The sequence below is a fragment of the Idiomarina rhizosphaerae genome (assembly GCF_024159085.1).
Taxonomy (GTDB): Bacteria; Pseudomonadota; Gammaproteobacteria; order Enterobacterales; family Alteromonadaceae; genus Idiomarina; species Idiomarina rhizosphaerae.
In genome coordinates, this window is the sequence record NZ_JAMZDE010000007.1 from 1 (window position 1) to 26,298 (window position 26,298).

Consider the following 26,298-nt stretch of genomic DNA (forward strand, 5'->3'; position numbering starts at 1 on the left):
TGACCCGTCCTAAATTATGTTGACGGTTTTAACTAAGCCAGTTGCACCTTGCAACTGGCTTTTTTATGCACCTCATTTGGGGTTTTCATGCCCAAACTAAGGTGCGGCCTGTATTCATTATAGATTGCAATCGATTGCCTTACCGCGCGCTTCAACTCCTCACCCGTTTTGCACTTCGTTAGTAAAAACTCGTGCTTAAGGATTCCGTTAATGCGTTCCGCAAGCGCATTCTGGTAACAATCATAACCATCGGTCATGGAGGGCGTAATCGAGCTGGATGCGAGCTGGGTTTGATACGCCTGTGAACAGTACTGACTGCCCCTATCGGAGTGGTGAATTAACGGGTCCTGGCTAAGTCGTCCTGTAGTCGCTTGCTTTAGCGCGCGCCCGATATCTGCCGCTGTCATGCTTTGGGAGACGTCATGCCCCATGATTTTCCGGCTATAAGCATCTGTTACCAGCGATAAGTAATGGACTCCCGCATCGGTTTCGACATAGGTTATGTCGCTAACAAAGACCTGCTCAGGTCGGCTTACAACCAGCTCCTTTAGCAGGTTAGGATGCTTCTTCATCCAGTGTTTACTATCCGTAGTTTTATGGTAATTTCGCGGCTTCTTTACCAGCAAGTTATGATTGCGCAGGTAGTCAAAAAGGCCATCCCGGCCAAGTTTAATGCCGGCTGCTTCTAGCTTAGGCTTAAGTAAATAATACAGTTTACGAGTGCCTAGCCTCGGCATAAAGCGTCGTATCTCTTGAACCAGCCTGAGAACTGGCATCAATGCCGCTGCTCTTCCCTGGTAGCGGCTTTCAGCTTGATAAACAGACTGCCGGGATATTCCCATTACACGGCACAGCTGCGATAAGCTTATTTGAGCTTGGCTCTGGAGTTTCCTAACCCCATGTCGACAAGCTTTTTTCGCAGTTGGGTTCCTTGTGTCGTATCGATGTAATCAATCATTTCATTGAGTACCAGGTTACGAACTTTCTCGTCTTCAAGCTTACGCTCTAGCTCTTTGATTTGTTGCTCTGGGGTGGGGTTCGAAATAGTCATAAGTGTTAACCTCGGGCGATACCAGTCTTGCCGCCCATGCTTGCGAAGCCACACTAAAACAGTGCTTCTGCCTTGTATTCCATATTTAGCTTGTGCTTGCTTGTAGGTCAACTCGCCTTTTTCTACCTGCTCTACAACGGCTAATTTAAAGGCTATTGTGTAATCTCGTTGAGTACGCTTAGAGATTGATTTGGTTGGATTTCCCATAATAAGTCTCCGATCTGTCAACTTATTTCAGGACGGGTCACGGGAACAAAAAAAGCCCCACTCGAATGAGCGGGGCTTTTTTCTGAATTTGGCGGAGAGGGAGGGATTCGAACCCCCGGTGGGTATGAACCCACGCCTGATTTCAAGTCAGGTGCATTAAACCGAGCTCTGCCACCTCTCCATATTTTTGTTCTCTGCAACTGCGTTGTTGAGAACGAGGCGAATATTAAAGACCTAAGTTACGCTTGTAAAGTAAAAATTTGAACAAAGTGTTCGTTTGGGCGTTTATTAAGCAAACTGAGCAGATTTCACTGGAAATTAATGTCCAATGCCCCCATTAATGCTGTAGTATTGAGGAAACTTTTTAAATAAAAAACAGTCTTAACAGACAGTAAGTTCAACACGGAGAAATCTATGAACAATCGCAGTCAGACTTATGTCGGTCAGAACGAATCGACGCTGGCCGTTAATAAGGTATTACGCAACACCTACACTTTATTGGCAATGACATTAGCCTTTAGTGCTATTGTTGCTACTATCAGTACTATGATGAACTTGCCCTATCCGGGTTTCATCATCACTTTAGTTGCTTACTTTGGCTTACTTTTTGGTATTCACAAAACCAAAGATAGCGGCATGGGTATTGTACTAACCTTCGCTCTAACAGGCTTTTTAGGTTACACCCTTGGCCCTATCCTTAATATGGCATTATCAATGCCCGGTGGCGGCGAGATGGTAGCTACTGCGCTAGGCGGTACAGCTCTGACCTTCTTTGCAACTTCGGCTTATGTGTTAACCACGAAAAAAGACATGTCTAAACTGGGTGGTTTGGTTACTGCCGGTATTATCATGGTTTTTGTGGCAATGTTGGCTAACCTGTTCTTCCAACTGCCAGCATTACAGCTTGCAATATCTGCTATCATGATTCCATTAATGGCGATGCTGATTATGTGGCAGACCAGCGACATCATTAACGGTGGCGAGCGTAACTACATCCTCGCAACAGTCACTTTGTATGTTTCGATTTATAACTTGTTCCTTAGCTTGCTACAATTGCTAATGGCGTTTGGTGGCGACGAATAATCGCCACTTTAAAATCGTAATAAGCGCCCCGCAATGCGGGGCGTTTTTGTATGAACGGACAGTTTATGGCTAAACTCACACTCATCCTCCAAAACTCAGTTGAAGAACGCGCTCAATCTATGAATGCTCTGGCATTTGCAAAAGCGGCTATCGCCACCGGCCACACCATAGCCTGTGTGTTTTTTTATCGGGAGTCAGTAAATCACGCAGCATTTCCTACACCAACAGAAAATGAAGACTTGATTACGCAATGGGAAGAATTTAGCCAGCAAAACCAAATTCCTCTGGTGGTCTGCCATACGGTAGCTGAACGCAAGGGAATGGAAAAATTCCATCCAGGTTTTGAAGCCTCCGGGCTGACGGCTCTGGCAACGGCTATGGCTAACAGCGACCGGACCTTACAGTTTTAATGACCATGAAAAAAATTGCTATTTTACAATGCAGTGCAGCGAACGACTCAGCAACCGAAGCACTCGATATCGCTTTAGCATTAGCCAGCTTTGATTATCCGGTGCAATTAGTATTGTCCGGTGAAGCCGTTAAGTCTTTACTGAACCAGCCTTCGAAGCGTTACGCCATGCTGGAGTTGCTGGATGCTGAACCTATTGTAATAAGTTCAGGAAAATTAACCGATACAAGCGCCCTGCCCGCAAACATTGATACGGTTATAGTCTCACCAGAACAATTAAAGCGTCACCTAAGCCAATTTGACGAGGTATTACAATTCTCATGACCTCTACTTTACACTGGTTAAGAAATTCGTCTTTAGTGAACTGGCTGGAACAGCATGACCACCTGCTGAGTGACACTGATGCCTTGCTTATGTCCGGCGTAGCACTCAATCAACTGCCACCTGAGTCACCTGTTGAATTACCCGTTTATGCCCGCAAGCAGGAAGCTGACGCTTTGGATACTGCATTGCCTGACTACGTCGTCGTGTTAAAATCGGACGAGCAGTGGGTTGAGCTGGTGCTTAGCTTTCAACAACAAATTACCTGGTAATAACACGGCATGATTGAATTTAACGGTAAAGAATACGAAACCGACAAGCACAACTACCTTGCAAACTTAGACGACTGGAGCGAGGAGTTGGCGCTTCACTTTGCACAGTTAGAAAATATAGAAATGACACCGGCACACTGGGAAGTCGTTACTTTTGTGCAGGATTTCTATCGTGAATTTGATACCAGTCCGGCAATGCGCGTACTGGTTAAAGCCATGAAAAAGCAGTTAGGCGAGGATAAAGGCAACAGTCGTTATCTGTACAAGCTGTTTCCCAAAGGCCCGGCAAAGCAGGCCACACGAATTGCAGGCCTGCCTAAACCGGCTAAATGCATTTAATTTAAGCCTTAAGTACTTCTACACCACCCATGTAAGGACGTAATACCTCAGGAACAACAATTGAGCCGTCTTCCTGCTGATAGTTTTCCAACACGGCTACCAGCGCACGGCCTACTGCCAAACCAGAGCCATTTAATGTGTGCATAAGCTCAGGTTTCTTCGCGCCTTTACGGCGGAAACGAGCCTGCATACGGCGCGCCTGAAAGTCCTGCATGTTCGAGCAAGAGCTGATTTCACGGTACGCTTCCTGAGCTGGCAACCAAACTTCCAGGTCGTAGGTTTTAGCTGCACCAAAGCCCATATCCCCAGTACAAAGCAGTACTTTACGGTATGGCAACTCAAGTTTTTGCAGCACGGCTTCAGCGTGACCTGTTAATTGCTCTAAAGCGTCCATTGACTGTTCAGGTTTAACCAACCAGACCAGTTCCACTTTATCAAACTGATGCTGACGAATAAGCCCACGAGTGTCGCGACCATGAGAACCGGCTTCACTGCGAAAGCACGGCGTATGCGCGGTAAACTTAAGCGGTAGCTCTTCTTCGTCAGCAATTTCATCACGGTATAAATTTGTTAACGGCACTTCAGCCGTTGGAATCAACGACATAGGAATTTGATCCTGAGATTCGCCTTCAATATGGAATAAGTCCTTACCGAACTTAGGCAACTGACCGGTTCCATATAATGAGTCCTGATTCACCATATAAGGCACATAGGTCTCAAGATATCCGTGCTCGTCAGTATGTAAATCCAGCATAAACTGGGTCAGCGCGCGATGCATGCGGGCGATACCACCACGCATAACCACAAAGCGTGCTCCAGTTAGTTTTGCGGCCGTTTCAAAGTCCATACCTTTGGCTAATGCTTCACCTAAATCAACATGATCTTTTACGTCAAAATCAAAAGCTTTAGGCGTGCCCCAGGTCAGAACTTCCTGATTTTCATTTTCATCCGCCCCTTCCGGAACTTCGTCTGCCGGCAAGTTCGGAACACCCATAATAATATCGTTCAGTTCTTGCTGAATAACTTTTAGCTCTTCTTTGGCATTATCCAGTTGTTCACCTAAATCGCTTACCGCGTCCAGCAAAGGCTGTATGTCTTCACCCGATGCTTTTGCCTTGCCGATAGCTTTCGAGCGGCTGTTACGCTCTGCCTGCAGCTGTTCGGTGCGCACCTGCACCTCTTTACGCTGCTCTTCCAGCTTTTGTAATTTGGCAACGTCTAAGTCAAAGCCTCGCGTTGCTAGCTTTTTTGCGGTCTGGTCTAATTCCTCTCGGAAGTATTTTGCGTCTAGCATGAGTGTCCTATTTAACCGTTGTTGAGTACAACATCATTGCCGCGAAAACAGCAGCAATACAAATAATTACATTAAAGGCAATGTGCAGAGCCGCTTTAAATAGCTCGCCCTGACTGGCTAAGGCCACAACCTCGACAGAAAATGTCGAGAAGGTTGTAAAAGCCCCCAGTAAACCAACTCCTAAAAATAAACGAGTTGTCTCAGAAACGGGTTGTTGCTCTGCGTAAGCCAGTAACAACCCTAAGAAAAATGAACCTATTATGTTAACGGTCAACGTGGCAAAAGGGAATGCCCGAAACCCAAATGATTGCATAGCCAGAACCATAGCAAAACGTGCCGATGCGCCTATTGCACCACCCGCGGCTACGCAAAAGAAATGAAGAAGCAGATTATTCATCGGGTTCCCTGTGCCAGCCTGACTTTGAGTCCATATCTTGCAACCAACGGAGCTTTTCCTGCAACTTTATTTCTAAACCACGAGGCTCAGGGGCGTAAAACTGGGTATCAGCAATTTCCGACGGTAAGTAACGTTCACCCGGAACGTAAGCGTTAGGATAATTATGTGCGTACTGATAATCAGCACCATAACCCTGAGCTTTGTGTACCTTGGTCGGTGCGTTACGCAAATGTTCAGGCACTGGCGCATCGCTGTGTTCTTTAGCGGTTCTTAGTGCGCTCTTAAAAGCGTTATAAACCGCGTTGCTTTTCGCTGCACAGGCACAATAAATAACTGCCTGAGCAATGGCACGCTCGCCCTCTGCCGGCCCCACTCTGTGGTACGTATCCCAGGCGTTTAACGCTAACTGCAGCGCACGAGGGTCTGCGTTTCCAATGTCCTCCGAGGCTATTGCCAATAAGCGGCGGGCAATAACCAAGGCATCACCACCACCGGTCAATAAGCGCGCATACCAGTACAAAGCGCCGTCGGGGGACGAGCCTCTGACAGACTTATGAAAAGCGGATAAAACATCGTAGTAATGGTCACCCTGATGATCAAAAGCCGTCGCTTTTTCGCCAATAGCCGCAGTGATCAACTCTGGTGTAATAGGCTGGCTACTGCTCTCGACAAAGTCAGCAACCACTTCAAGATAGTTTAATAAGCGACGCGCATCCCCACCGGCTAAGTCCAGAAGTTTTGCCCGGGCTTCCCCTTCCAGTTGCAACTGGCGTTGACCAAGGCCACGTTCCACGTCTGTTAGTGCGCTTTCCAGAGCCTGTTCAAGGTCCGTTTTGGACAGTGTTTGCAGTCGGTAAACCCGCGCCCGCGACAACAGTGCATTGTTAAGTTCAAAGCCCGGGTTTTCGGTGGTCGCGCCAATAAAAACAATAGTACCGTCTTCAATGTGGGGGAGGAATGCGTCTTGCTGGCTTTTGTTGAAACGGTGCACTTCGTCCACAAACAAAATGGTGCGGCGTCCCTGCTGCTGAGCCAGCAACTTAGCTTCTTCAATAGCTTTCCGAATGTCTTTAACACCGGATGTTACCGCACTAATGCGGCTGACCGTAGCATTTGCCTGGGTGGCAATAAGCTCAGCTAAGGTGGTTTTACCGGTACCCGGAGGGCCCCATAAAATCATTGAATGCAGATGCCCCTGTTCTACCGCTACCCGCAAAGGTTTACCGGGAGCAAGAAGATGCTGCTGACCTACATACTCGTCAACCGTGCGCGGGCGCATTCGCGCCGCAAGGGGCTTAAAATCGGGTTGAAAATCTAAGTCCAGACCTGTCACAACAGTTAACTTTGATCGTCAACGTCTACATCAGCGGGCACGTCAAAAACAAACTGTTCGTCGCTGATGGTTTCATTTAACACTACATTATTCAGCATCAGTTCAGTTCGCTCGCCCTGAGCCTGAACCATGGTTATCTCTGTGAGTTTTTCATCAGTAAATGCCAGCTCCAGCTTGCTACCATTAGTTTCATGTTCGACAAAGTAGCGGTTATCGCCAAAACTGACATTGTAGTTCTGCCACTGATTACCGTTGCTGTCCAGCACCAGCAGCAAAGGGCTGTCGTCAACCATGTCCTGCTGTGCATAAATGGTCACTTGTTCAACAAAAGGATTGTAGTACCAGACCTTTTTGCCGTTAGCGACCATCAGGCTTTCATCCGGCTCTTTCGTATGCCAATACAAACTAGCGGGTCGTTTTAGCTTTAACGTACCGCTTAATGTTTGTAGCACTTCGCCCTGTTCATCTTTTACTTGTTGTTCAAACTCTGCAGATAAGCTTTGAGTTTGTTTCAGTAAACTTTGCAGAACCTGCTTGTCTGACTCGTCGCGTGAGGCAAACACATTAAACGAAACGGCCATAACCATGGCAAATACAACTGCTTTCATGAATTAATCCCTTGGAGCTCTTGGGGCCAGCACTTCGCGCTGACCGTTATTACCGGCACTGGTTACGACACCGCTGACCTGCATTTGTTCGACGATACGCGCAGCACGGTTATAACCGATGCGGAACTTACGCTGTACACTCGACACAGAAACACGTTGTGTCTCGGTAACAAAGGCAACCGCTTCATCATATAAAGGGTCAGATTCGGCATCATCCGAATCTTGCTGTTCACCCGGTAACAATGCTTCCTCGCCCTGATCACCCGATAAAATTTCTTCCAGATAGTTAGGTCGACCACGTTTCTTCCAGTCTTTAACCACCGCATGAACTTCGTGATCATCCACAAAGGCACCATGTACACGCACCGGAGAACCGCTACCTGGCGGTAAATAGAGCATATCGCCCTGCCCTAATAGCTGGTCGGCACCCGGCTGGTCCAGAATGGTTCTCGAGTCTATTTTTGATGATACCTGAAACGCAATACGGGTTGGTATATTCGCTTTAATCAGGCCAGTGATAACATCCACGGACGGACGTTGCGTTGCCAAAATTAAGTGAATACCGGCAGCACGTGCTTTCTGAGCGATACGAGCTATGAGCTCTTCTACTTTTTTACCAACAATCATCATCATGTCAGCAAATTCGTCTATTACCACGACAATATTCGGTAGCTTTTCCAGCAGAGGCGGCAACTCATCCATAGAGTCACCCGGCTTCCAGATAGGGTCACGCAGTGGTTCCCCAGCATCTTTGGCTGCCTTAACTTTAGCGTTATAACCTTTTAAGTTACGCACACCTAAAGATGACATGAGTTTGTAACGGCGTTCCATTTCGCCAACACACCAACGCAGTGCATTGGCAGCATCTTTCATGTCGGTAACGACCTCAGTCAACAAGTGCGGAATGCCCTCATAAACCGACAACTCAAGCATTTTAGGGTCAATCATAATAAGGCGTACGTCTTCTGGTGTGCTCTTATAAAGCAGACTCAGGATCATCACGTTAACACCCACTGATTTACCGGAACCGGTGGTACCCGCCACTAGCAAGTGCGGCATTTTGCCTAAGTCGACAACAACTGGAGTACCTGCAATGTTTTTACCCAGGATCATAGTCAGTGGCGAACCGCTATGGGTAAATTGGTCACTATTAATGACTTCACTCAACTGAACAATTTCACGATGTTTATTCGGCAATTCCAGGCCAACATATGATTTACCCGGAATAACCTCCACTACACGCACAGCAACAGCTGACAAGGTACGGGCAATATCTTTTGCTAAGTTAGAAATTCTGGAGACTTTAACACCCGGAGCTAAGTCGAGCTCGAAACGAGTAATAACCGGACCTGGCTCAACGTGCGCCACGCGGACGTCCACGCCAAAGTCTTTTAATACGGTTTCAACGGTGCGTGACACCTGATCCAGTTCTTCCTGAGTCACCGGATGCTCTTTCTTATTGGGTCGGTCCAGAAGCTCTATGGAAGGCAGCGGCGGAAGTACGTCACCTTCTGCGGAGTCGCTTTCTGACGCCTGTTCATCTTTAGCTGACGTTTTTGAAGATGACCCAGAGGTTACAGGAGTCTTAGGCGTATCTTTCTTCGCAGCCGCCTGCTTGCTAAATTTAGGCGCATCGTTGTCTACGTCATCGTCTTCATCAACAGAGCTCATTGAGGGCAAACTCAAAACCGGTTCTTGTTTGTCAGCCCCGAATAAGTCACTACTGAGCGTTGTCGGTTTCTTTTCCTCAAGCGTCTGCTCACGATCGCTGTCACCATAAGCTTCAGAATCGTCGTCTTTACCTTCCGCCTCCGAGCTTCCGCGACTTTGCCAGAGAATTTTAACTTTTTCGGTTAGCCACAAAGCTCCGTCAATAACCCACTCACCGAGTTTGTCCGCAACCTGCAGCCAACTAATACCGCTAACCAGGGTGATGCCAGTAAAAAAGAAGGTTAATAAGAGTAAGGTTGTGCCGACAAAATTCAGATAAGGAAGCAAAGACGCCGCAATAACATCGCCGATAACACCGCCGGCAGAAAAGTAGTAAATATCGTCGAAATTAATAGAGGACAGTGCGGATGCGCCAATAAGCGCGAGCATAGCGCCTATCATGCGCAAACTGACCGCAAGGTAATCCATTTCTAATAAATGGTAAGTTTTGCGAAACAGTAAGTAGCCGAGGCCGACAAAGCCGAAAGGAATAAGGTAGGCAACGAAGCCAAAAGCAAACAAGAGCACATCCGCCATCCAGGCGCCCACAACACCGCCGGCATTATGTATGCTTCCTTCATAACCGGTCTGCGACCAACTGGGATCCGCGGGATTAAAGCTCACCAATGACAAAAAAATGAAAATGGCCAGCGCACCACTTATCAGCAACCCTGCTTCTAAAACTCTTTGTACACCTGTCATTATCTTATTGCAGCGCCTTCGTTAGTATTCTTGTTAAGATAAAATATCGAGATAAATTTTATCCGCATGATTGTAGCGAATATCAGCCCCAATGTTACCCCTTTACTAATACTTTATTTTCTTGTTTTACTTCTTCCATAACTACATAGGTTCGTGATTCATCAACCCCCGGCATCATTAGCAGGGTTTCCCCCAATAACTTACGGTAAGCGCGCATATCCGGCACGCGGGCTTTTATTAGAAAGTCAAAGTCTCCCGCCACTAAATGACATTCAAGAATTTCATCTGTTTTACGTGCAGCCTCACTAAATTCGGCAAAAGCGTCGGCTGAGGTTCGGGTTAAGGTAATTTCAACGAAAACCATCAGGTTTGCGCCTAACTTAGCAGGATTAATCCGCGCATGATAACTTTCTATAACCTGTTCCCGTTCGAGCTTACGCACACGCTCCAGACAAGCGGTCTGGCTAAGGCCTACACGCCTTGCCAATTCGACATTCGACATGCGTCCATCGTCCTGCAAAAGTCGCAGGATCTTCCTGTCGGTTTTATCTATAGTGACTTCTGCGGGCTGCTCGGCATTAAACATAATAAATCTCTAAATAAGTAGTTATAATTAGTATATCACACCAGAAAATAACTTAAAAAAAGTAAGTCATGCACTGTGGTTTGCGTCTATAATTTGCGCCAAATAATTCCCCCTTAAACACGAAATTGTAAGAGGCAGATAATGTTAATTGGTGTACCAAAAGAGATTAAAAACCACGAATACCGTATCGGCTTAACTCCTGCTGCTGTGCGTGAATATGTGGAAAATGGCCATGACGTCATCATTGAAAATAACGGTGGTGCAGCAATTGGTTTCACAAACGAACAATACATGGAAGCCGGCGCAACTATTATTGATACACCAGAAGAGATTTTTTCGCGAGCCGACATGATCGTTAAAGTAAAAGAGCCTCAGCCAAACGAATGCAAAATGCTTCGCGAAGGCCAGATTCTTTATACTTTCCTTCACTTAGCACCGGATCCAACTCAAACTGAGTTACTGGGTAAAGCCGGTTGTACTGCCATTGCTTACGAAACCGTCACCGATAACCGTAACGGTTTGCCTCTTTTAGCACCGATGAGTGAAGTTGCCGGTCGTATGTCAATTCAGGCAGGCGCGCATTACTTAGAGAAAGCACACGGCGGCAGCGGCACATTATTAGGTGGCGTTCCGGGCGTAGCGCCTGGCAAAGTGCTTATCATTGGCGGCGGTGTTGTTGGTACTAACGCGGCAAAAATGGCTATTGGTCTGGGTGCTGAAGTCACTATTTTGGATCGTTCTCTGCCTCGTTTACGCGAACTGGACGACATTTTCGCAGGTCGTGTACAGACAGTTTATTCTACTGTTGATGCTATTGATAAATACTCTCGTGAAGCCGATTTAGTTGTGGGGGCGGTTCTTATTCCGGGCGCCGCAGCACCTAAACTGCTGACACGTGAGAACATCAGCAACATGAAACCGGGTTCTGTACTGGTTGATGTTGCAATTGACCAGGGCGGCTGCTTTGAAACCTCAAAGGCAACGACGCATCAGGATCCTGTTTACATTATTGATGATGTGGTTCACTACTGTGTCGCGAACATGCCGGGCGGTGTGGCGCGTACCTCTACTATTGCACTGAACAATGCAACCTTGCCTTATGGTATTGCTCTGGCAAACAAAGGCGTGAAAGCCATGCTAGAAAATGAGCACCTGTTACGCGGCCTGAACATGCACAAAGGTAAAATTACCTACAAAGCTATTCACGATGACCTCGGCCAGAAACTAGGTCTGGATTACCAGGACCCACGCGAAGCGCTTCAGGCGTAATATCAGGTTTTCTGAATAAGCCCGTGAACAAAAGTTTGCGGGCTTTTTTATTGGCAGTTCTTGTCCGCCAAGCTTGTAAACCCTACAATCAATCCCCATAGCTAAAGAACGAACAATCAAAAACGAATTAATGGAGTTTTCCTAATGGCTGAAGCCAAACACTGCAAGTTACTTATTCTGGGATCAGGTCCGGCTGGTTACACAGCTGCCGTTTATGCTGCTCGCGCCAACTTAAATCCAGTTATGGTAACGGGCATGCAACAAGGTGGTCAGTTAACCACCACAACAGATGTTGAAAACTGGCCTGGTGACGCAGAAGGCCTAACTGGCCCTGACCTTATGGTGCGCATGCAAAAACATGCAGAACGTTTTGATACCGAAATTGTGTTTGACCATATCAGCAGCGTCGACTTTTCCAAGCGCCCTTTTCGTTTGAAAGGTGATGTAGGCGAGTATACCGCAGATTCAGTCATTATCAGCACGGGCGCATCAGCTAAATACTTAGGCTTAGACTCAGAAGAAGCCTTTATGGGCAAAGGCGTTTCAGCTTGCGCTACATGTGACGGCTTTTTCTACAAAAAGCAAAAAGTCTGTGTTGTAGGAGGCGGTAATACCGCAGTTGAAGAAGCGTTGTACCTTTCAAATATCGCTAGCGAAGTGCATGTTATTCACCGTCGCGACACTTTCCGTGCTGAGAAAATTCTGGTCGACCGTCTGCACGAAAAAGAACAGAACGGTAATATTACCTTCCACCTGAATAAAACCTTAGATGAAGTCCTGGGTGACGATGCCGGTGTTACTGGTGTTCGTATTAAAGATACGCAAGACGGTAGTACCGAAGAGCTGGAGGTTGCTGGCTGCTTTATTGCTATTGGGCATCAGCCTAATACTGGTATTTTTGACGGTCAGTTAGAGATGCAGGACGGCTACATTCAGGTGCAGAGCGGGCTTCAGGGCAATGCGACAGCAACCAGTGTTCCGGGCGTTTTCGCAGCCGGTGACGTAATGGATCACATTTACCGTCAGGCAATTACCTCTGCCGGTACTGGCTGTATGGCCGCGTTAGATGCCGAGCGTTACTTAGACGCATTGACTAAGTCTTAGTCTTTTAACGTGATTGTTCAGCTTGATCCGGCATCAATAAGTTTTCCACCCGCAGCGACAGCTTTGCATGAGCCCAATGGGCTACTCGCTGTCGGTGGAGATTTATCGCCGGGTCGACTGATACACGCTTATCAACAAGGTATATTTCCCTGGTTTTCGGAAAATGATCCAATTCTGTGGTGGTCCCCTAATCCCAGAGCCGTATTCTTCCCCGACCAAATCCATACTAGCCGCTCTTTGGCTAAAACCAACCGTAAGCCAAACTGGCAAATGAGCATCAATTGTAACTTTGTTGAAGTGGTTCGGGCCTGTGCAGACGAGCGCGCCGACAAGGAAGGTACCTGGATAACGGAAGAGATGATTGAAGCTTACTGCAAGCTTCATCAGTTAGGTCATGCACATTCGGTCGAAATTTGGTTCGACAATGAGCTTGCAGGCGGTTTGTACGGTATTTCAGTTGGCCGTGCTTTTTGTGGGGAAAGTATGTTTCACTACAAAACCGACGCGTCAAAAATTGCCTTGTTGCGTTTCGCTCAGTACTTTAAAAAGCATGGCGGCCAGCTAATTGATTGTCAGGTAGGAAATCCGCATTTATTTTCATTAGGTGCTGTTAACCTTCATCGGGAACGTTTTTTAATGAAGCTCAATATTGCGCAACAACAAAAGATGCCGGATACCTTTTGGCAAGCTCGTGAGTTTTCTCATTCTGGAGAACTCTAGTGCAGTTTGGCGTGACGAAAGAAAGCCAGTGTCACTACTTAACCGACCAGGAAGAGCGACTTGTTGTTGCCCTGCCTAATGATCTTGAAAGCCTTAATGCAGACGCGTATCAGCAACTCATGCAATACGGTTTCCGCCGCAGCCATAATGACGTTTACCGTCCTCACTGCCGGCTCTGTAGTGCTTGTCAGTCGCTACGTGTGGTCGTGCCTGAATTTCGCTTTAGTAAAAACCAAAAACGAATTCTAAAAAAGAATGACGACTTAACGCTGCAGATTAAACAGCAGCCGGAAGCCGAATACAGTCAATTGTTTTCACAGTTCATTGAATCACGACACGCGGATGGAGAAATGTATCCACCCGACCCGGACAAATTCTGGAACTGGATAGATTGCGACTGGTTAACTCCTGAGTTATTAGAGTGGCGCAATGCCAGCAATGAGTTAATGATAGTTTCGATAGTTGATCGCACTGCTGACGCAATGTCTGCGGTTTATACCTTTTTTCATCCCGATGAGGAAAAACGTTCGCCGGGTACCTTCGCTGTATTAGAAATGATTCGATTGGCTCAGGAACGAGAAGTTGCCAGACTCTATTTGGGTTACCAAATTGATGACTGCAAAAAAATGAATTATAAGACTCGATTTGCCCCATATGAACGACTGGTTGGCAATCATTGGAAAAAAGAGCTAAAATCGCACACACTTAAAGCTCAAAACAAAGATTAGAGGATTTTAATGGCGAAAGAAGACAGTATTGAGATGCAGGGAACGGTTCTAGACACCCTTCCTAACACTATGTTCCGAGTAGAATTGGAAAATGGTCACGTAGTTACTGCCCATATCTCAGGAAAAATGCGTAAGCACTATATCCGCATCCTGACCGGCGATACCGTGACTGTGCAGTTAACTCCTTACGACCTGACCAAAGGCCGCATCGTCTTCCGCGCACGTTAATCCGCACTGAGGATTAAAAAAACCGGCTTCATTTAATGAGCCGGTTTTTTCATTTCTGCCGAAGGCTTATTAACCTTCGACGGTCTCGTTCTTGCTGTCGTAATCGAATTGCAGTCCGTCCTTGCCATCAGCAGTCACTTTCACGCTGCCGCCACTGGCCAGTTTCCCGAACAGAATTTCGTTGGCTAAGGTTTTCTTCAAGTGTTCCTGAATAACCCGACTCATTGGACGGGCTCCCATTTCCTTGTCGTAGCCTTTTTCTGCAATCCAGGCATGAGCAGAAGGGTCAACCTCAAGCGATACGCCTTTTTTATCTAACTGAGCCTGCAGTTCACAAATAAATTTATCGACAACTTGTTCCAGTACTTCCGGTGTCAGATGGTTAAACCAGACAATACCATCCAGGCGGTTACGAAACTCTGGTGTGAAAATATTATTAATTTCAGCCAGCGCATCGAAGCTATGATCCTGCTGCTTAAAGCCAATAGACTTACGCACAGTTTCACGAACGCCCGCGTTGGTTGTCATAACAATAATCACATTACGGAAGTCAGCCTTACGGCCGTTATTGTCCGTTAAGGTACCGTTATCCATCACCTGCAACAGTATGTTAAATACATCGCTGTGGGCTTTTTCCAGCTCATCTAACAGCAACACACAATGTGGTTGCTTAATAACGGCGTCGGTCAATAAACCGCCCTGCTCATATCCTACATAACCCGGAGGCGCACCAATTAGGCGGCTGACCGCATGGCGCTCCATGTATTCCGACATGTCAAAGCGCACCAGATCAATGCCCATGGCTTTCGCCAGTTGCTGCGTTACCTCGGTTTTACCAACACCTGTTGGTCCGGCAAAAATAAACGAACCTATTGGCTGATTATCATTGGCAAGACCTGAACGTGACAACCGAATAGCGCCAGTAAGTTTGTCGATGGCTTCATCCTGACCAAACACCACCATTTTCAAATTGCGATCCAGCTGCTTCAGTAAGTCCTGGTCGGACCGAGAAACAGACTGTTCCGGAATACGGGCTATCTTAGCGATAATGGTTTCAATATCAGAAACACCAACGGTCTTACGGCGCTTAGATGGCGGTAGCAAACGCTGAGAGGCTCCGGCTTCGTCCATTACGTCAATGGCTTTATCGGGCAAATGGCGCTCATTAATGTATTTAGCAGAAAGCTCCGCTGCCGCTTTAATAGCCGGTTGCGTATAACGAATACCATGATGGCTTTCGTAGCGTTCTTTCAAGCCCATTAGAATCTTAGTGGTGTCTTCTACAGAAGGCTCAACCACATCCACTTTCTGGAAGCGACGAACCAACGCTCTGTCTTTTTCAAAAACATTTTTGAATTCATTATAAGTAGTGGAGCCAATGCACTTAAGCTGACCACTTGAAAGCAATGGCTTAATCAAGTTAGATGCATCTAAAACGCCGCCGCTGGCAGCGCCGGCACCAATAATGGTATGAATTTCATCAATAAACAGAATAGCGTGTTCTTTTTCTTGCAGCTCTTTTAAAAGCATTTTAAAGCGCTTTTCAAAGTCGCCACGGTATTTTGTGCCCGCCAGCAGGTCGCCCATGTCCAGTGAATAGATGGTGGCATCCGCAAGTATCTCCGGTACTTCACCTTTAATAATGCGATAAGCCAGACCTTCTGCAATAGCAGTTTTACCCACACCGGCTTCGCCGACTAACAACGGATTATTCTTACGACGGCGGCAAAGAATTTGCGCACACCGTTCCAGCTCAAAATCGCGTCCAATTAGAGGGTCAATTTTGCCTTCCTTTGCCTGTACATTAAGATTGGCACAAAAGCGCTTTAAGTAGCTCTCTTGCTCTTCGCCACCCTTAACGGCCTCTTCTTCCGCCATTTCTTCGTCCATAGGCTCATCGTCATCGATACGAGAAATACCATGAGAAATGAAGTTAACGATATCCAGTCGGGTAATATCGTTTTTACTTAGCAGATAGACGGCTTGAGATTCCTGTTCGCTGAAAATGGCAACCAATACATTGGCGCCCGTTACCTCAGCGTTACCGGATGACTGAACATGAAATACCGCACGCTGCAAAACTCGCTGAAAACCAAGCGTAGGTTGAGTGTCCGGACTTTCTTCTTCCGGACCAAACAGCGGCGTACTGCGGTCAATATAACTTAACAGTTCTTCTTTCAGTTGTTGAAAGTTTGCCCCACAAGCTCGAAGCGCTTCAGATGCATCAGGGTTATCCAGTAATGCAATTAGCAAGTGTTCAACTGTCATCAATTCATGATTACGTTCGCGCGCTAGCCGAAACGCATCGTTTAGCGTTAATTCAAGGGCTTTATTCAACATAGACCACTCCTTACCAGCCAACCCGGATCATTCTTGCTCCATGGTACACAATAATGGATGCTGATTTTCCCGAGCATACTGATTTACCTGTACTACTTTAGTTTCGGCGATTTCCGCAGAATATACACCGCAAACGGCCTTTCCTTTATAATGCACCTGTAACATGGTGTCCGTGGCGCGCTCCTGATCCATCTTAAAAAATCTCATCAATACTTCAATCACAAAATCCATAGGGGTGTAATCGTCATTATTAATAATGACCTTATACATGGATGGTGGCTTGAGCTCCTGCTTTTCCTCTGTATCGCTAAGGTGCTGGTGATCAAACTGACTCATTTATTAACAACCTGCCATAATAATAGTTTTAAATTTACCAGAAAATAGAAAAAAACAACCAAAATATTAACAACCAAGGTTATTTTTTGAACTTTAGGGCTTGACTAATCACTCACGTCACCTAGAGTTAAACATGGTGCTAAATCGGCGATTTTTCAAGCCACCGCACCTAATAATAATAAACTATCTATCTGTTGCAGAAGAAGGATGTAGAAGTATGGCTACCGGAAAAGTCAAATGGTTCAATAATTCGAAGGGCTTCGGCTTTATCGAAAGCGAGGACCGCGAAGGTGATATTTTCGCTCACTATTCAACCATTGAGATGGAAGGCTATCGCACACTTAAAGCGGGGCAACCCGTAGAGTTTGAACTCGAAGAAGGCCCTAAAGGTTTGCATGCCAACAACATTGTTCCCGGTGCTGCCGATAAATAACATCGGCTAAACCAAACAATTTAAGTACTTTCAAAACGCCGGCTTGTCCGGCGTTTTAATTTACTTAATCACATCAACTAACTATCTATACCAAAATAACGCCGTAATTGATCACGTAAATTTGGCGGCGTACCATTAATTGTTAATGTATCCGTCGCAGCATCGTAATGCACTCTCTCTCCCAGAGCCGTGTGATCAAAGCCAACGCTGACGCCTCCGCCTTGTCCCTGAAACTTAACCAACTTGCGTAATGTCGACTTATCAGCCGGAAAATCATCGACTAATTCACGAGAATTCTGTTCAGCAAAATCCTTTGAGAAACTCTCGAAGCTTTTTTCTACCGGGTACTGCTCTGCAAATTGCTCTGATAGATCTTTAATCTTTACTGTGTCGCCCTGCTTCCATTGATCGTCACAATACTCATAAGCCGCTTTATTCAGGGCCTGGCGTTGTTCCGTTTCCAGTTCAGACTGTTTTGCATATTCTTGTACAGAATCGACTAACTGTTGTGTGTGAGCTTTTGAATTCAAACGCTCAGTACAGCCCAGAAAATCCAGGAAGAAGTCTGAAACCTTGCGGCCGGCGCGTCCTTTAATAAAGGAAATATACCGCTCACTTTCCGGAGATGTTTTCCACTCGGTTAAGTCAATACGAGCCGCCAATTGCACTTTCGTTATATCTAACTGCGACGAACGGTCAACAGCCAGCTCGGGGTTTATTGTTACCCCTTCTTTAACGGGCAAGAAGCAGACCAATAAATACTCGGTGCTAATATGCTGGTAGCGGGTGACTAACAAAAAGCCCGCTTCTAACAAATTATAGTTTTGCAGTTGTTCCAGCAATAGCTTGGCAGACTGCTGGCTGAATTCGACAAAGTCCAGTTGCCCGTCATACCAGGAGGTTAAATGCTCAGGAAAAGGACCGGGTTCCCCTTCTTCTTCGTCTTTAAGAAAACTCGCATAACCTTTTGCCGGTTTGCTGGTATACACATCCGTTAATTCAACTAACAAATCGTGCAACTGGTCATCTTCGGTTAATGCCGAAGGAGCCAGCCGAAGCCCGACTTGTCCGTCATTTTGATAAAACTGGTGAATAATGCTTTCTTCTATCCGCAATTGCATAACGGGGACTATCCTTGCTGTTTTGCTGTGTTACTATAATGCCATTGTAACACGGGACTGACGAACGATGGGAAAGTACCAACGTAGGGATAAAATTGCCCGATTAATAAGCTGGGGACATTGGTTTACCTTTGCCAATATCATCCTTTGCCTGTTTATTGGACTTTTGTATATTGAAGCGGCCCCGAAGCCATCTACGGCTATCGGTAATCTCTACATGCTTGTCAGCTGGATAGGTCACTTTGCCTTCCTGCCTTTCGTATTCTTCATAATTCTGATATTCCCATTCTGCCTGATAGTACCTTACTCCAAAATATTACGTGGTTTTGCAGCCCTGATAGCCTCATTCGGGCTGATAGCACTTATCGCCGATGCACTGTTCTTTCGTCAGTACGGGTATCATTTAAATACCTATTCTATGGCGCAAATGACCCGCGATGCAGAAGCGGTTTTCACAGGGGCAAGTTTCGTTATTATTTCCGGTGTTCTGTTAGGTTTCTTACTGACTGTCGGAATACAGCTGCTACTGGCTAACCTCGCCTGGAAACGTCTGGAAGACTTGCAACAGCGAAAAATCGGCGCTCCGGTTACGGCTATTTTCCTTTTATGCTTTTTCGTTAGCCACAGTATTCATGTTTGGGCTGACGCAGTGTTGTACGATCCTATTACCCAACAAGACGATATGTTTCCGTTGTCCTATCCAACAACAGCTAAAACATTAATGGCTAAGCATGGAGTCATTGATGTTGAAAGCTACCAGGCCAGACAACAAATGCTGATGGCTACCGATAAAATAAGGCTTAAATATCCTCAGCACCCGCTTTTGTGCTCTAAAATAGATTCTCAGCAATCAACAACTCTGATTCTATTTGAGCGCAGCAGTAGCAACATTCAGAAAGAACTGGAAACTCTGGCAGCCAAGCATCAACTAGAGCGACCTGAGCTTAAACTCTTGGCTCATCCGAACCGCGACGGCGGATTATTTCAGGTGCTTTATGGCTTGCCCGACTTTTATCAGGAGTCCATTGAGCGACAGCAGCTGAAACCCGCCTACCTTAAGCCACTTAACGACTTTAATTTTGATGTGCGCTGGTATCACAGTGAAAACTGGGACAACTCTCTGAGTTTGAGTCAGTTCCACCCTGACTGGCAAAGCCAGGAGCTGGCAGAGTTTAGCGCTCATCCTAAAAACCAAATTAATGTCATTTTAATTGCTGAAGACGATATTTCTACTTTAGATAAAGTGCTTCAGCAAACCGGAGACCAACAATTGCTGCTCACGGCCTTGTCTCCTGCGCAAAGTGAAGAGTTATTGGGTAACAAGCAATTCGCGCTTGAAAACATGCAGGTTCCCCTTTGGCAGCGAAACTACCAGTTGGCAGACCAACCTATTGCCGGACTTATGGATTTGGTTCCAACCATGCTGGAAGATCGTATCTCCTGCGCTGGTTCTCATAAAAACTACACCAATGGGGAAAGCTTGCAGACATCTCAGCGTCGCTGGCCGCTGGTTGAAACCTACAGTCCTTACATTGTTATTTACGACCAGAAAGAGATTACGATTTTAGATAACAGTGGTCAGTTTAGCGTATACAGCAGCAGCGATTTTGAACTGAAAAAACAGGCCGAGCCTCCCGTTCCGGTGCTTATCGACGCCCTGAAAGATTTAAAACGCTTTAGCGAAACTGAAAACAAGGAGTAATTGTCGAAAATAGCAGCAGTTGAGCGTCTGAGAGCGTGTTGAGGCTTGCTAATTCGGCTTAATCCAGTAACATAGCAGTCCTCGGTCGGCGTGTGGCGCAGCTTGGTAGCGCACTGTCATGGGGTGTCAGGGGTCGGAGGTTCAAATCCTCTCACGCCGACCAATTCTTCTTCTGGTAACACTCAATAAAGCATTCATTGGTTCCATTCGGGTAAGCTAAGCTGCTCTCCCATTTCGGTTGCCACTCGCCAGTAACCTCCTCTGGCAGAACCTTTTCGAATTAATACCCCTTGTTCTTTCAATTTAGAAATGTGTTTTTCTACCGCGCGCGACGAAATATTCAACACTTCAGCGACTCTGGCGGCACTCCATTCGGGTTGCTCATTTAATAGCCTAAGTACCATGTTTCGTGTACTCATCCCCGAATATCGACTTTTACCCGAACCGTTATCCGAACCTAACGGCGAACTTTTTACCGAACTCACTGCCATTTCACTGGAAAAATCATGCAAAATATTCGCCTCTTCCAGCACTGCAGCTTTGTCTTTTTCCTCTTTCAATGTGGTTGAAATACTCTGTTGCAAACAATCCAGAATAAACTCAACCATAAGACCTCTGTCATTTTCACTAATTGAGCGTCGCAAGCAATCAAGATATTCGTCTTTGTTGAATTTAAAAGTTTGTTCAAAGCTTAACCAGGCAACTGCCGGATGCCATTTAGCAAGAATGAGGCTAAACCAAAGTCTGCCAACACAACCGTTGGCAACAGAAAACGGCTGAACAAATTCGAACTGCTGTAAAAAAATAGCGGCTTTAATTAAAGGGTGTTCGTTACTTTCGTCTAACCAGGACAATAGACTTCTTACCGATTTCCCGGCCTGCCCCGCAGGAGCAGTCATATGAACCAGTTTGTTGTTTCGGTAAACGCCCATTCCCGTTGCACGATAGCTTCCGGCACTAGGCGTTACTGCGGCACAAATCATCTGGTGAGCGTTTTTAAGATCCGACTCCGAATGTAAATCCCATTCATCCAGCTTTTTATAGGCTTCGTCTAAACGAATACCCTCTAGCGGTTGTGACTGCTCATCCATACCGACCGACGCATGAGCTTTAATTGGCAGTTGTTGAGACTTAAAATCTTCTAAATTGCTTTTACCGGATTCAAGTAATGCTAACCAACGGCCAAAGTCGGTGCTTATTTGCGCCACTAAATTCACGCATTTACTGGTAATCAAATAATCTGCTGCCATTTATTATTAGTAACCCAAAAGTTACTCTCCGTTATTTTGTTAACGCATACACTGAGTCAAAAACACTTACACTGTAATATCAGCGAATACCGATTGCAGCCTTGCCACTTCACTTTCTTCCAGCGGAAGCATGGGTTGCTTCCCCCAGACTGGAGCGGGCCAGGCAACGTCAGTTTGAAACCGCGCTATATGATGCACATGCAACTGCGGAACCTGATTTCCTAAAGCAGCGACATTGAGTTTATCGGGTTGGTATTCAGCTTTTAGCCAGTGGCATAGAAACCGGCTTTCTTGTAGCAACTGCTGTTGGTTATCTTCAGAAAGGTCTATGGCTTCGCGCACGTCTGCCACTTTAGGAACCAACAAAAACCACGGAAACTGTCTGTCATTCATGACTCTGACTTCGCATAACGGCCAATCGGTTAAATGATAACTGTCTCTGGCTAATTCCGGAGCTAATGTATATTCCATAACCTACCCTTTTAATAATGTCTCAAGAAACCGTTTAAACAGTGCATTAGTTTGCGGCAGGCTGTCAATTAAACGGTGATCATCATTCACCAGGTGTAACTCTGCCTTGGTTCTTTCCGCGTAACGCCAACTGTTTTCGACAGGAACAATATCGTCGCTCCAGCCATGAATAATTTGAGTCTTACAAGCCGGTGTTAGTTCGTCAAAATTGGCCTGACCACCTAAGTAAAACGCCGGAGCCATTAAGAACAGTCCCCTGCTCGTTGTTTTGGCTGCAGCGACCGTTGCCACGTAACCGCCCATGCTGGAACCAACCAGTAAGAAGTTTTCCGTTAGTGCTTCAATATAAGTTGTGAGTTTTTCCACGCGCTGATCAGGATCATCAATACCCTGATAATCGACACTGGTTACGCTAAACCCCAGAGTTTCAGCAGTTTCGGCTAAAACTTTAATTTTTCTGCCCCAGGGGCCGCTCTCTTTTCCGTGATTAAAAATAACCTGCATTTAGCAATTACCTATATTTTGTGCTTAGATAAAACTATCAGAAATAACAATTAAGTAACAATGTAAGCTTTTACCATGATAGTAAAAACGTTCATTATAAAGAAAGGCGGTTACTATGACCTTTAACAAGCAACTTGTTGCGCTGTACACCACATTATCTGTAGTAGTTCTGTTTAGCTCAAGCAGCCTAGCCGAGCATGAAGACATTATCTGGGGAGTAAACTCCTCCCCTCCATTTCATATATTTGATGGAAAGTACGAAGAACAAGGTTTTTGCGATGCTTTAGTCAGCAGCTTTCAGCGCCAGCTACCGGAACTATCGCACAAGGTCAGAAAACTGCCCTCCCGCCGTATTACCATGCTTATGAAAAAGAACAAAAACCTCTGCTTTCCCTGTCTTATTAAAGGAGCAAGTTACAATTCCGAATTTAATTACACCGAAACAACTCACCGATACCAACCACACGGTATCATTACCCGTGCTGATACAGCGGCCAGAATCATTGGAAAGTATGGCCAGCCAGTAGAGTTTTCCAGTCTGGTTCAGGACTCAACTTTACGCTTTGCTCAACCCGCTGAACGCCGTTACGGCCGCCTGCAACCCTTACTGGAAGAACACCTCATCGATTCGGATAATTTCAGTTTCATTAACGGAGACAATGCCCACATCAACCTACTGACCATGATAGTCAACGAGCGTATTGATTACACTATAGATTATGAAATGATCATGACTTACTACAACGAAACTGAGTTTAAAAACAGCGGACTGGTGTTCCTGCCTATTAAAGAGTACGAGGGTGTAATTATTGAAGGTGCGGTTGGTTGCAGTAATAACGAATGGGGACGTAAAGCTGTGCGGCATCTTAATGAAGTCATCAACGAACTTAAAGCTGATCCGGACTTTCAACAAAGCCTGGACCAGTGGTTAGGAACTAGTCGCCCAATATTTGATTAAGCAAAGCGCTGTTGTAAATACTGGTTAATGTCATCGGACTCATACATCCACTGTACTTTATCGCCTTGCTCAATGCGTAAACACGGCACTTTAACTCTGCCGCCGCCATCTAACAGCTCTTGTCTGTGCTGCTCATTATTTTTTGCGTCTCTTAATTCTATATTTAAATTAAGGCGGGCAATTTCCTTACGTACCTTGACGCAAAACGGGCAAGCGGCAAATTGATAAAGAGCCAACGACTTGCAGGCTTCATCTACCTGTTGCTGAGCCTCATTACTGCGGCTCTGACCTTTTGGCGTGGTCAATTTTTCGACCAGTAAAACAATAGGCGTTAAAATAAGCCGTAAAGTACGAAAAAAGTAACGAATGATAATTCTCATAGAAATACAACCAGACTGCCTGTTAAAGATGCCGCTATTCTAACGTGTTTAAGGTAAAGCGTCAGTCTTTTAACTAAACGCTTTTCACTTTCCGTTTAAAGCTTCCGCGGCAATTTCGAACGACCTTAAACGAGCCTGATGATCAAAGGCATGACAGGTAAGAATAACTTCATCTATACCGGTATCATCAATAAACTGATTAATATGTCGTTGAACTGAGTCCTTAGTACCAACCGCCGTATAAGTTAATGCATGATTGGCTCCGGCCAGTTCATGAGGCGCAGCAACCGTTCTTATGTCATCCACAGGTGCTTTTAAAGGTCCGGGTGTCCCGCGACGCAACGCAATAAACTGCTGTTGCATTGAGCTCATCATTTTTCGCGCATCGGTTTCGCTGTCTGCAGCAAAAACATTCATCGCCGCAGCGGCATAAGGTTTGCTCAGATAACGCGACGGACGAAAGTTCTCGCGATACGCTTTTAATGCATGCTGCAAATAGTCTGGTGCAAAATGCGACGCAAAGGCATAAGGCAGACCTAAATGCGCAGCGAGCTGAGCGCCAAAAGTGCTTGAACCTAGCAACCACACCGGAATTTTCTGTCCAAACCCGGGCACCGCTTTAATCGCGTCACTTTCCTGTGCTTCTTCCAGATAACCTAAAAGCTCCTGAACATCGTTGGGAAACTGTTCGGCGTCGTCGGGTTTACGTCTCAACGCCCGTAAGGTTCGGCCGTCTGTTCCCGGCGCTCTGCCCAAACCAATATCAACACGCCCGGGGTACAGTGCGTCCAACGTACCGAACTGTTCAGCGACCACAAAAGGCGCATGGTTCGGCAACATAACACCGCCTGAACCCACTCGAATTTTGTCGGTTTTGCCGGCGACATAACCTAAAGCAACCGCCGTTGCGGCCGAGGCAATTCCGGTCATATTATGATGCTCAGCCATCCAGAAGCGGTGGTAACCCCACCGCTCTGCATGCTGGGCTAAATCAGCAGAATTATGCAATGATTCAGCCACTGACCCGCCTTCCGTAACAGGTGCTAAATCAAGAACTGAATATTTCATAACAAATTACAGCTCTTGCTTGGTTGGGCGAATGATCATTTCATTCACGTCAACTTGCTGAGGTTGCTCAATAGCAAACGTAATGGCACGGGCAATAGCTGCAGAATCAATAGCGTCTGAATACAAACTGTCAGCCATTTCTTTCGCGTCTTTGTCGCTAATGTGGTCAGTCAATTCTGTTGCTACAGCGCCCGGTGAAATATTGGTCGCGCGAATTTCACCATTAGATTCCTGACGAATGCCTTCGGAAATCGCTTTTACTGCGAACTTGGTTGCGCAATACACCGTTCCGCCGGCAAAAACTTTCTGACCAGCAACCGATGACAGGTTGATGATATGACCGACATGCTGTTCACGCATAACCGGTAATACAGCAGCTACGCCATATAGAACGCCTTTAATGTTCACATCAATCATGGTGTCCCACTCGTCCACTTTTAGCGCATCGAGCGGTGCCAATGGCATGAGTCCGGCGTTATTAATGAGCACATCAATACGGCCAAATTCTGCTTTAGTGTCGTCAGCCAGTTTTTGAACTGCCGCTTTGTCGGTTACATCAACCACACGGTAAGCTGCCTGACCACCGTCTTTTTTAATTGATTCAGTCAATTCTTTTAGACGATCTTCGCGGCGTGCCGCTAACATCAGTTTTGCGCCTTTTGCCGCAAGCATACGGGCTGTTTCTTCACCCAAACCGCTGCTTGCACCCGTAATAATCACAACTTTATCTTGTACTTCTGACATAGCTTTACCTCCGGTTAGTGCTATTGGTCAACTGCCCCTAACTGCTTTAATATCATCTCTTCAAAACGCAGTAGCGGCAGCATAGAACGCTGAACTTTGGCTCGCAGTATAGCTCCCTGCCAACCAGAAAGAATGAAGGCTCCCATCTGTTCGGTGTCAATGCATTGCTGAATTTGCTGTGCGTCCTGCGCAGCTTTTAAACACCGAGCAATACGCTGCTCCCAGTCAGAGAAAATGTCATCTAAACGTTCGCGAAATAAATCACTCTGCGAGGCCATTTCCTGACCCAGGTTGCCTATTAAGCAGCCTTTGGAAAAATCACACGACTTTAAGTCCTCTACCGAGCGACGCAAATAACTGCGCAGACGATCAACCGGCTCCAATTTTTCATTGGCCAGGGTTTCGTCCATGCGTGCTTCATAATCCTCAGCGTAGGTTTCGATAACAGCCAGGCCAAAATCATTCTTACTTTTGAAGTAATGATAAAAAGAGCCCTTGGGCACCTGCGCCTCGCTCAGAATTTTATTCAAGCCGGTGCTGCCGAACCCGTGTATGGATATCAGGTCAGCACCGATTGTTATGATGTTTTGTCGTGTGTCATTCTTAGTCATGCGCTCTATATTAGACCAG

At 46.1% G+C, this 26,298-nt stretch carries 30 protein-coding genes and 2 tRNA genes; 14 read left to right on the forward strand and 18 right to left on the reverse strand.

All coding sequences use genetic code 11. The features are described 5' to 3' along the window. Positions 1–32: 32 nt before the first annotated feature. A protein-coding gene (locus NJR55_RS07595) for an IS3 family transposase (RefSeq protein WP_253618603.1) occupies positions 33–1,258 on the reverse strand; the annotation gives its coding sequence in 2 pieces (ribosomal slippage) (positions 33–892 and positions 892–1,258; 1,227 coding nt in all). A gap of 89 nt (positions 1,259–1,347) precedes the next feature. Further along, a tRNA-Ser gene (locus NJR55_RS07600) sits at positions 1,348–1,439 on the reverse strand. A 233-nt stretch (positions 1,440–1,672) separates the two neighbouring features. On the opposite strand from NJR55_RS07600, the gene NJR55_RS07605 reads away from it, so the two are divergent. From NJR55_RS07605 to NJR55_RS07625, 5 genes are read left to right on the forward strand one after another with little or no spacing between them, the layout of a single operon-like run. Then, positions 1,673–2,341 carry a Bax inhibitor-1/YccA family protein gene (locus NJR55_RS07605; protein WP_253619274.1) on the forward strand — a complete coding sequence of 223 codons (669 nt, stop codon included), beginning with the start codon at positions 1,673–1,675 and terminating at the stop codon, positions 2,339–2,341. Positions 2,342–2,391: 50 nt separating this feature from the next. After that, the gene (gene tusD, locus NJR55_RS07610; protein WP_253619277.1) at positions 2,392–2,751 is read left to right on the forward strand and encodes a sulfurtransferase complex subunit TusD; all 360 of its coding nucleotides are present in this window, start codon (positions 2,392–2,394) and stop codon (positions 2,749–2,751) included. Further along, positions 2,751–3,074 carry a DsrE family protein gene (locus NJR55_RS07615; protein ID WP_253619279.1) on the forward strand — a complete coding sequence of 108 codons (324 nt, stop codon included), beginning with the start codon at positions 2,751–2,753 and terminating at the stop codon, positions 3,072–3,074. Before tusD ends, NJR55_RS07615 begins: the two co-directional genes overlap by 1 nt. Then, positions 3,071–3,343, forward strand: a complete 273-nt coding sequence (locus NJR55_RS07620) for a hypothetical protein (RefSeq protein WP_253619281.1) — start codon at positions 3,071–3,073, stop codon at positions 3,341–3,343. Before NJR55_RS07615 ends, NJR55_RS07620 begins: the two co-directional genes overlap by 4 nt. 9 nt (positions 3,344–3,352) lie before the next feature. Continuing rightward, positions 3,353–3,682, forward strand: a complete 330-nt coding sequence (locus NJR55_RS07625) for a TusE/DsrC/DsvC family sulfur relay protein (RefSeq protein ID WP_253619284.1) — start codon at positions 3,353–3,355, stop codon at positions 3,680–3,682. A gap of 1 nt (position 3,683) precedes the next feature. Here the strand turns inward: NJR55_RS07625 and serS are convergent, their stop codons facing one another. The 6 genes from serS to lrp all read right to left on the reverse strand — a co-directional run bounded on the left by serS (position 3,684) and on the right by lrp (position 10,312). Further along, positions 3,684–4,976, reverse strand: a complete 1,293-nt coding sequence (gene serS / locus NJR55_RS07630) for a serine--tRNA ligase (protein WP_253619286.1) — start codon at positions 4,974–4,976, stop codon at positions 3,684–3,686. Positions 4,977–4,983: 7 nt separating this feature from the next. Continuing rightward, positions 4,984–5,373, reverse strand: a complete 390-nt coding sequence (gene crcB / locus NJR55_RS07635) for a fluoride efflux transporter CrcB (RefSeq protein ID WP_253619288.1) — start codon at positions 5,371–5,373, stop codon at positions 4,984–4,986. Beyond that, positions 5,366–6,706, reverse strand: coding sequence for a replication-associated recombination protein A (locus tag NJR55_RS07640; RefSeq protein WP_253619290.1), 1,341 nt, complete (start codon positions 6,704–6,706; stop codon positions 5,366–5,368). Before NJR55_RS07640 ends, crcB begins: the two co-directional genes overlap by 8 nt. Positions 6,707–6,711: 5 nt before the next feature. Next, positions 6,712–7,314, reverse strand: a complete 603-nt coding sequence (lolA, locus tag NJR55_RS07645; protein ID WP_253619292.1) for an outer membrane lipoprotein periplasmic chaperone LolA — start codon at positions 7,312–7,314, stop codon at positions 6,712–6,714. Between the two features lie 3 nt (positions 7,315–7,317). After that, the gene (locus NJR55_RS07650) at positions 7,318–9,726 is read right to left on the reverse strand and encodes a DNA translocase FtsK (protein WP_253619294.1); all 2,409 of its coding nucleotides are present in this window, start codon (positions 9,724–9,726) and stop codon (positions 7,318–7,320) included. 94 nt (positions 9,727–9,820) lie between these two features. Next, positions 9,821–10,312: a leucine-responsive transcriptional regulator Lrp gene (lrp, locus tag NJR55_RS07655; RefSeq protein WP_011233921.1), complete on the reverse strand. Its 492-nt coding sequence runs from the start codon at positions 10,310–10,312 to the stop codon at positions 9,821–9,823. Between the two features lie 141 nt (positions 10,313–10,453). On the opposite strand from lrp, the gene ald reads away from it, so the two are divergent. From ald to infA, 5 genes are all read left to right on the forward strand, one after another. Continuing rightward, the gene (gene ald / locus NJR55_RS07660; protein ID WP_253619297.1) at positions 10,454–11,581 is read left to right on the forward strand and encodes an alanine dehydrogenase; all 1,128 of its coding nucleotides are present in this window, start codon (positions 10,454–10,456) and stop codon (positions 11,579–11,581) included. A 144-nt stretch (positions 11,582–11,725) separates the two neighbouring features. Then, positions 11,726–12,685 carry a thioredoxin-disulfide reductase gene (gene trxB / locus NJR55_RS07665; protein ID WP_253619299.1) on the forward strand — a complete coding sequence of 320 codons (960 nt, stop codon included), beginning with the start codon at positions 11,726–11,728 and terminating at the stop codon, positions 12,683–12,685. A gap of 9 nt (positions 12,686–12,694) precedes the next feature. Further along, positions 12,695–13,405, forward strand: coding sequence for a leucyl/phenylalanyl-tRNA--protein transferase (aat, locus tag NJR55_RS07670; RefSeq protein ID WP_253619301.1), 711 nt, complete (start codon positions 12,695–12,697; stop codon positions 13,403–13,405). Continuing rightward, positions 13,405–14,133 carry an arginyltransferase gene (locus tag NJR55_RS07675; protein WP_253619303.1) on the forward strand — a complete coding sequence of 243 codons (729 nt, stop codon included), beginning with the start codon at positions 13,405–13,407 and terminating at the stop codon, positions 14,131–14,133. The genes aat and NJR55_RS07675 overlap by 1 nt, the downstream gene beginning before the upstream one ends. 9 nt (positions 14,134–14,142) lie before the next feature. Further along, positions 14,143–14,361, forward strand: a complete 219-nt coding sequence (gene infA, locus NJR55_RS07680; RefSeq protein WP_008489926.1) for a translation initiation factor IF-1 — start codon at positions 14,143–14,145, stop codon at positions 14,359–14,361. A gap of 69 nt (positions 14,362–14,430) precedes the next feature. On the opposite strand, the gene clpA is transcribed toward infA, so the two are convergent. Next, positions 14,431–16,701, reverse strand: coding sequence for an ATP-dependent Clp protease ATP-binding subunit ClpA (gene clpA, locus NJR55_RS07685; RefSeq protein ID WP_253619305.1), 2,271 nt, complete (start codon positions 16,699–16,701; stop codon positions 14,431–14,433). 27 nt (positions 16,702–16,728) lie between these two features. Continuing rightward, positions 16,729–17,037 carry an ATP-dependent Clp protease adapter ClpS gene (gene clpS, locus NJR55_RS07690; RefSeq protein ID WP_011233927.1) on the reverse strand — a complete coding sequence of 103 codons (309 nt, stop codon included), beginning with the start codon at positions 17,035–17,037 and terminating at the stop codon, positions 16,729–16,731. A 217-nt stretch (positions 17,038–17,254) separates the two neighbouring features. On the opposite strand from clpS, the gene cspD reads away from it, so the two are divergent. Next, the gene (gene cspD / locus NJR55_RS07695) at positions 17,255–17,470 is read left to right on the forward strand and encodes a cold shock domain-containing protein CspD (protein ID WP_011233928.1); all 216 of its coding nucleotides are present in this window, start codon (positions 17,255–17,257) and stop codon (positions 17,468–17,470) included. Between the two features lie 77 nt (positions 17,471–17,547). On the opposite strand, the gene yejK is transcribed toward cspD, so the two are convergent. Next, complete coding sequence (gene yejK / locus NJR55_RS07700) at positions 17,548–18,591, reverse strand: nucleoid-associated protein YejK (RefSeq protein ID WP_011233929.1); 1,044 nt, start codon at positions 18,589–18,591, stop codon at positions 17,548–17,550. Positions 18,592–18,658: 67 nt separating this feature from the next. Here yejK and NJR55_RS07705 point away from each other — a divergent pair, with 67 nt between their 5' ends. Beyond that, entirely contained in the window at positions 18,659–20,293 is a 1,635-nt protein-coding gene (locus NJR55_RS07705; protein WP_253619308.1) for a DUF3413 domain-containing protein, read from the forward strand. A gap of 86 nt (positions 20,294–20,379) precedes the next feature. Continuing rightward, positions 20,380–20,456 (forward strand) — tRNA-Pro (locus NJR55_RS07710). 31 nt (positions 20,457–20,487) lie between these two features. Here the strand turns inward: NJR55_RS07710 and NJR55_RS07715 are convergent. The 3 genes from NJR55_RS07715 to NJR55_RS07725 all read right to left on the reverse strand — a co-directional run bounded on the left by NJR55_RS07715 (position 20,488) and on the right by NJR55_RS07725 (position 22,518). Then, on the reverse strand, positions 20,488–21,543 hold the full coding sequence (locus NJR55_RS07715) for a Fic family protein (RefSeq protein ID WP_253619310.1): 1,056 nt from the start codon (positions 21,541–21,543) through the stop codon (positions 20,488–20,490). Positions 21,544–21,609: 66 nt separating this feature from the next. Next, on the reverse strand, positions 21,610–22,014 hold the full coding sequence (locus NJR55_RS07720) for an HIT domain-containing protein (RefSeq protein ID WP_253619312.1): 405 nt from the start codon (positions 22,012–22,014) through the stop codon (positions 21,610–21,612). 3 nt (positions 22,015–22,017) lie between these two features. Then, a complete protein-coding gene (locus tag NJR55_RS07725) occupies positions 22,018–22,518 on the reverse strand; it encodes an alpha/beta hydrolase (protein ID WP_253619314.1) in 501 nt (166 codons plus the stop codon). Between the two features lie 115 nt (positions 22,519–22,633). Between NJR55_RS07725 and NJR55_RS07730 the strand changes: the two genes are divergently transcribed. Then, the gene (locus NJR55_RS07730; RefSeq protein ID WP_253619316.1) at positions 22,634–23,476 is read left to right on the forward strand and encodes a TIGR02285 family protein; all 843 of its coding nucleotides are present in this window, start codon (positions 22,634–22,636) and stop codon (positions 23,474–23,476) included. Here the strand turns inward: NJR55_RS07730 and NJR55_RS07735 are convergent. The 4 genes from NJR55_RS07735 to NJR55_RS07750 form a co-directional block, all read right to left on the reverse strand. Continuing rightward, the gene (locus NJR55_RS07735) at positions 23,473–23,856 is read right to left on the reverse strand and encodes a glutathione S-transferase N-terminal domain-containing protein (RefSeq protein ID WP_253619318.1); all 384 of its coding nucleotides are present in this window, start codon (positions 23,854–23,856) and stop codon (positions 23,473–23,475) included. The genes NJR55_RS07730 and NJR55_RS07735 overlap by 4 nt on opposite strands. An 84-nt stretch (positions 23,857–23,940) precedes the next feature. Next, positions 23,941–24,924, reverse strand: coding sequence for an LLM class flavin-dependent oxidoreductase (locus NJR55_RS07740; protein ID WP_253619320.1), 984 nt, complete (start codon positions 24,922–24,924; stop codon positions 23,941–23,943). A gap of 6 nt (positions 24,925–24,930) precedes the next feature. Beyond that, positions 24,931–25,668 carry an SDR family oxidoreductase gene (locus tag NJR55_RS07745; protein ID WP_011233943.1) on the reverse strand — a complete coding sequence of 246 codons (738 nt, stop codon included), beginning with the start codon at positions 25,666–25,668 and terminating at the stop codon, positions 24,931–24,933. Between the two features lie 20 nt (positions 25,669–25,688). Continuing rightward, the gene (locus NJR55_RS07750) at positions 25,689–26,279 is read right to left on the reverse strand and encodes a TetR/AcrR family transcriptional regulator (RefSeq protein WP_253619322.1); all 591 of its coding nucleotides are present in this window, start codon (positions 26,277–26,279) and stop codon (positions 25,689–25,691) included. Positions 26,280–26,298: the final 19 nt, after the last annotated feature.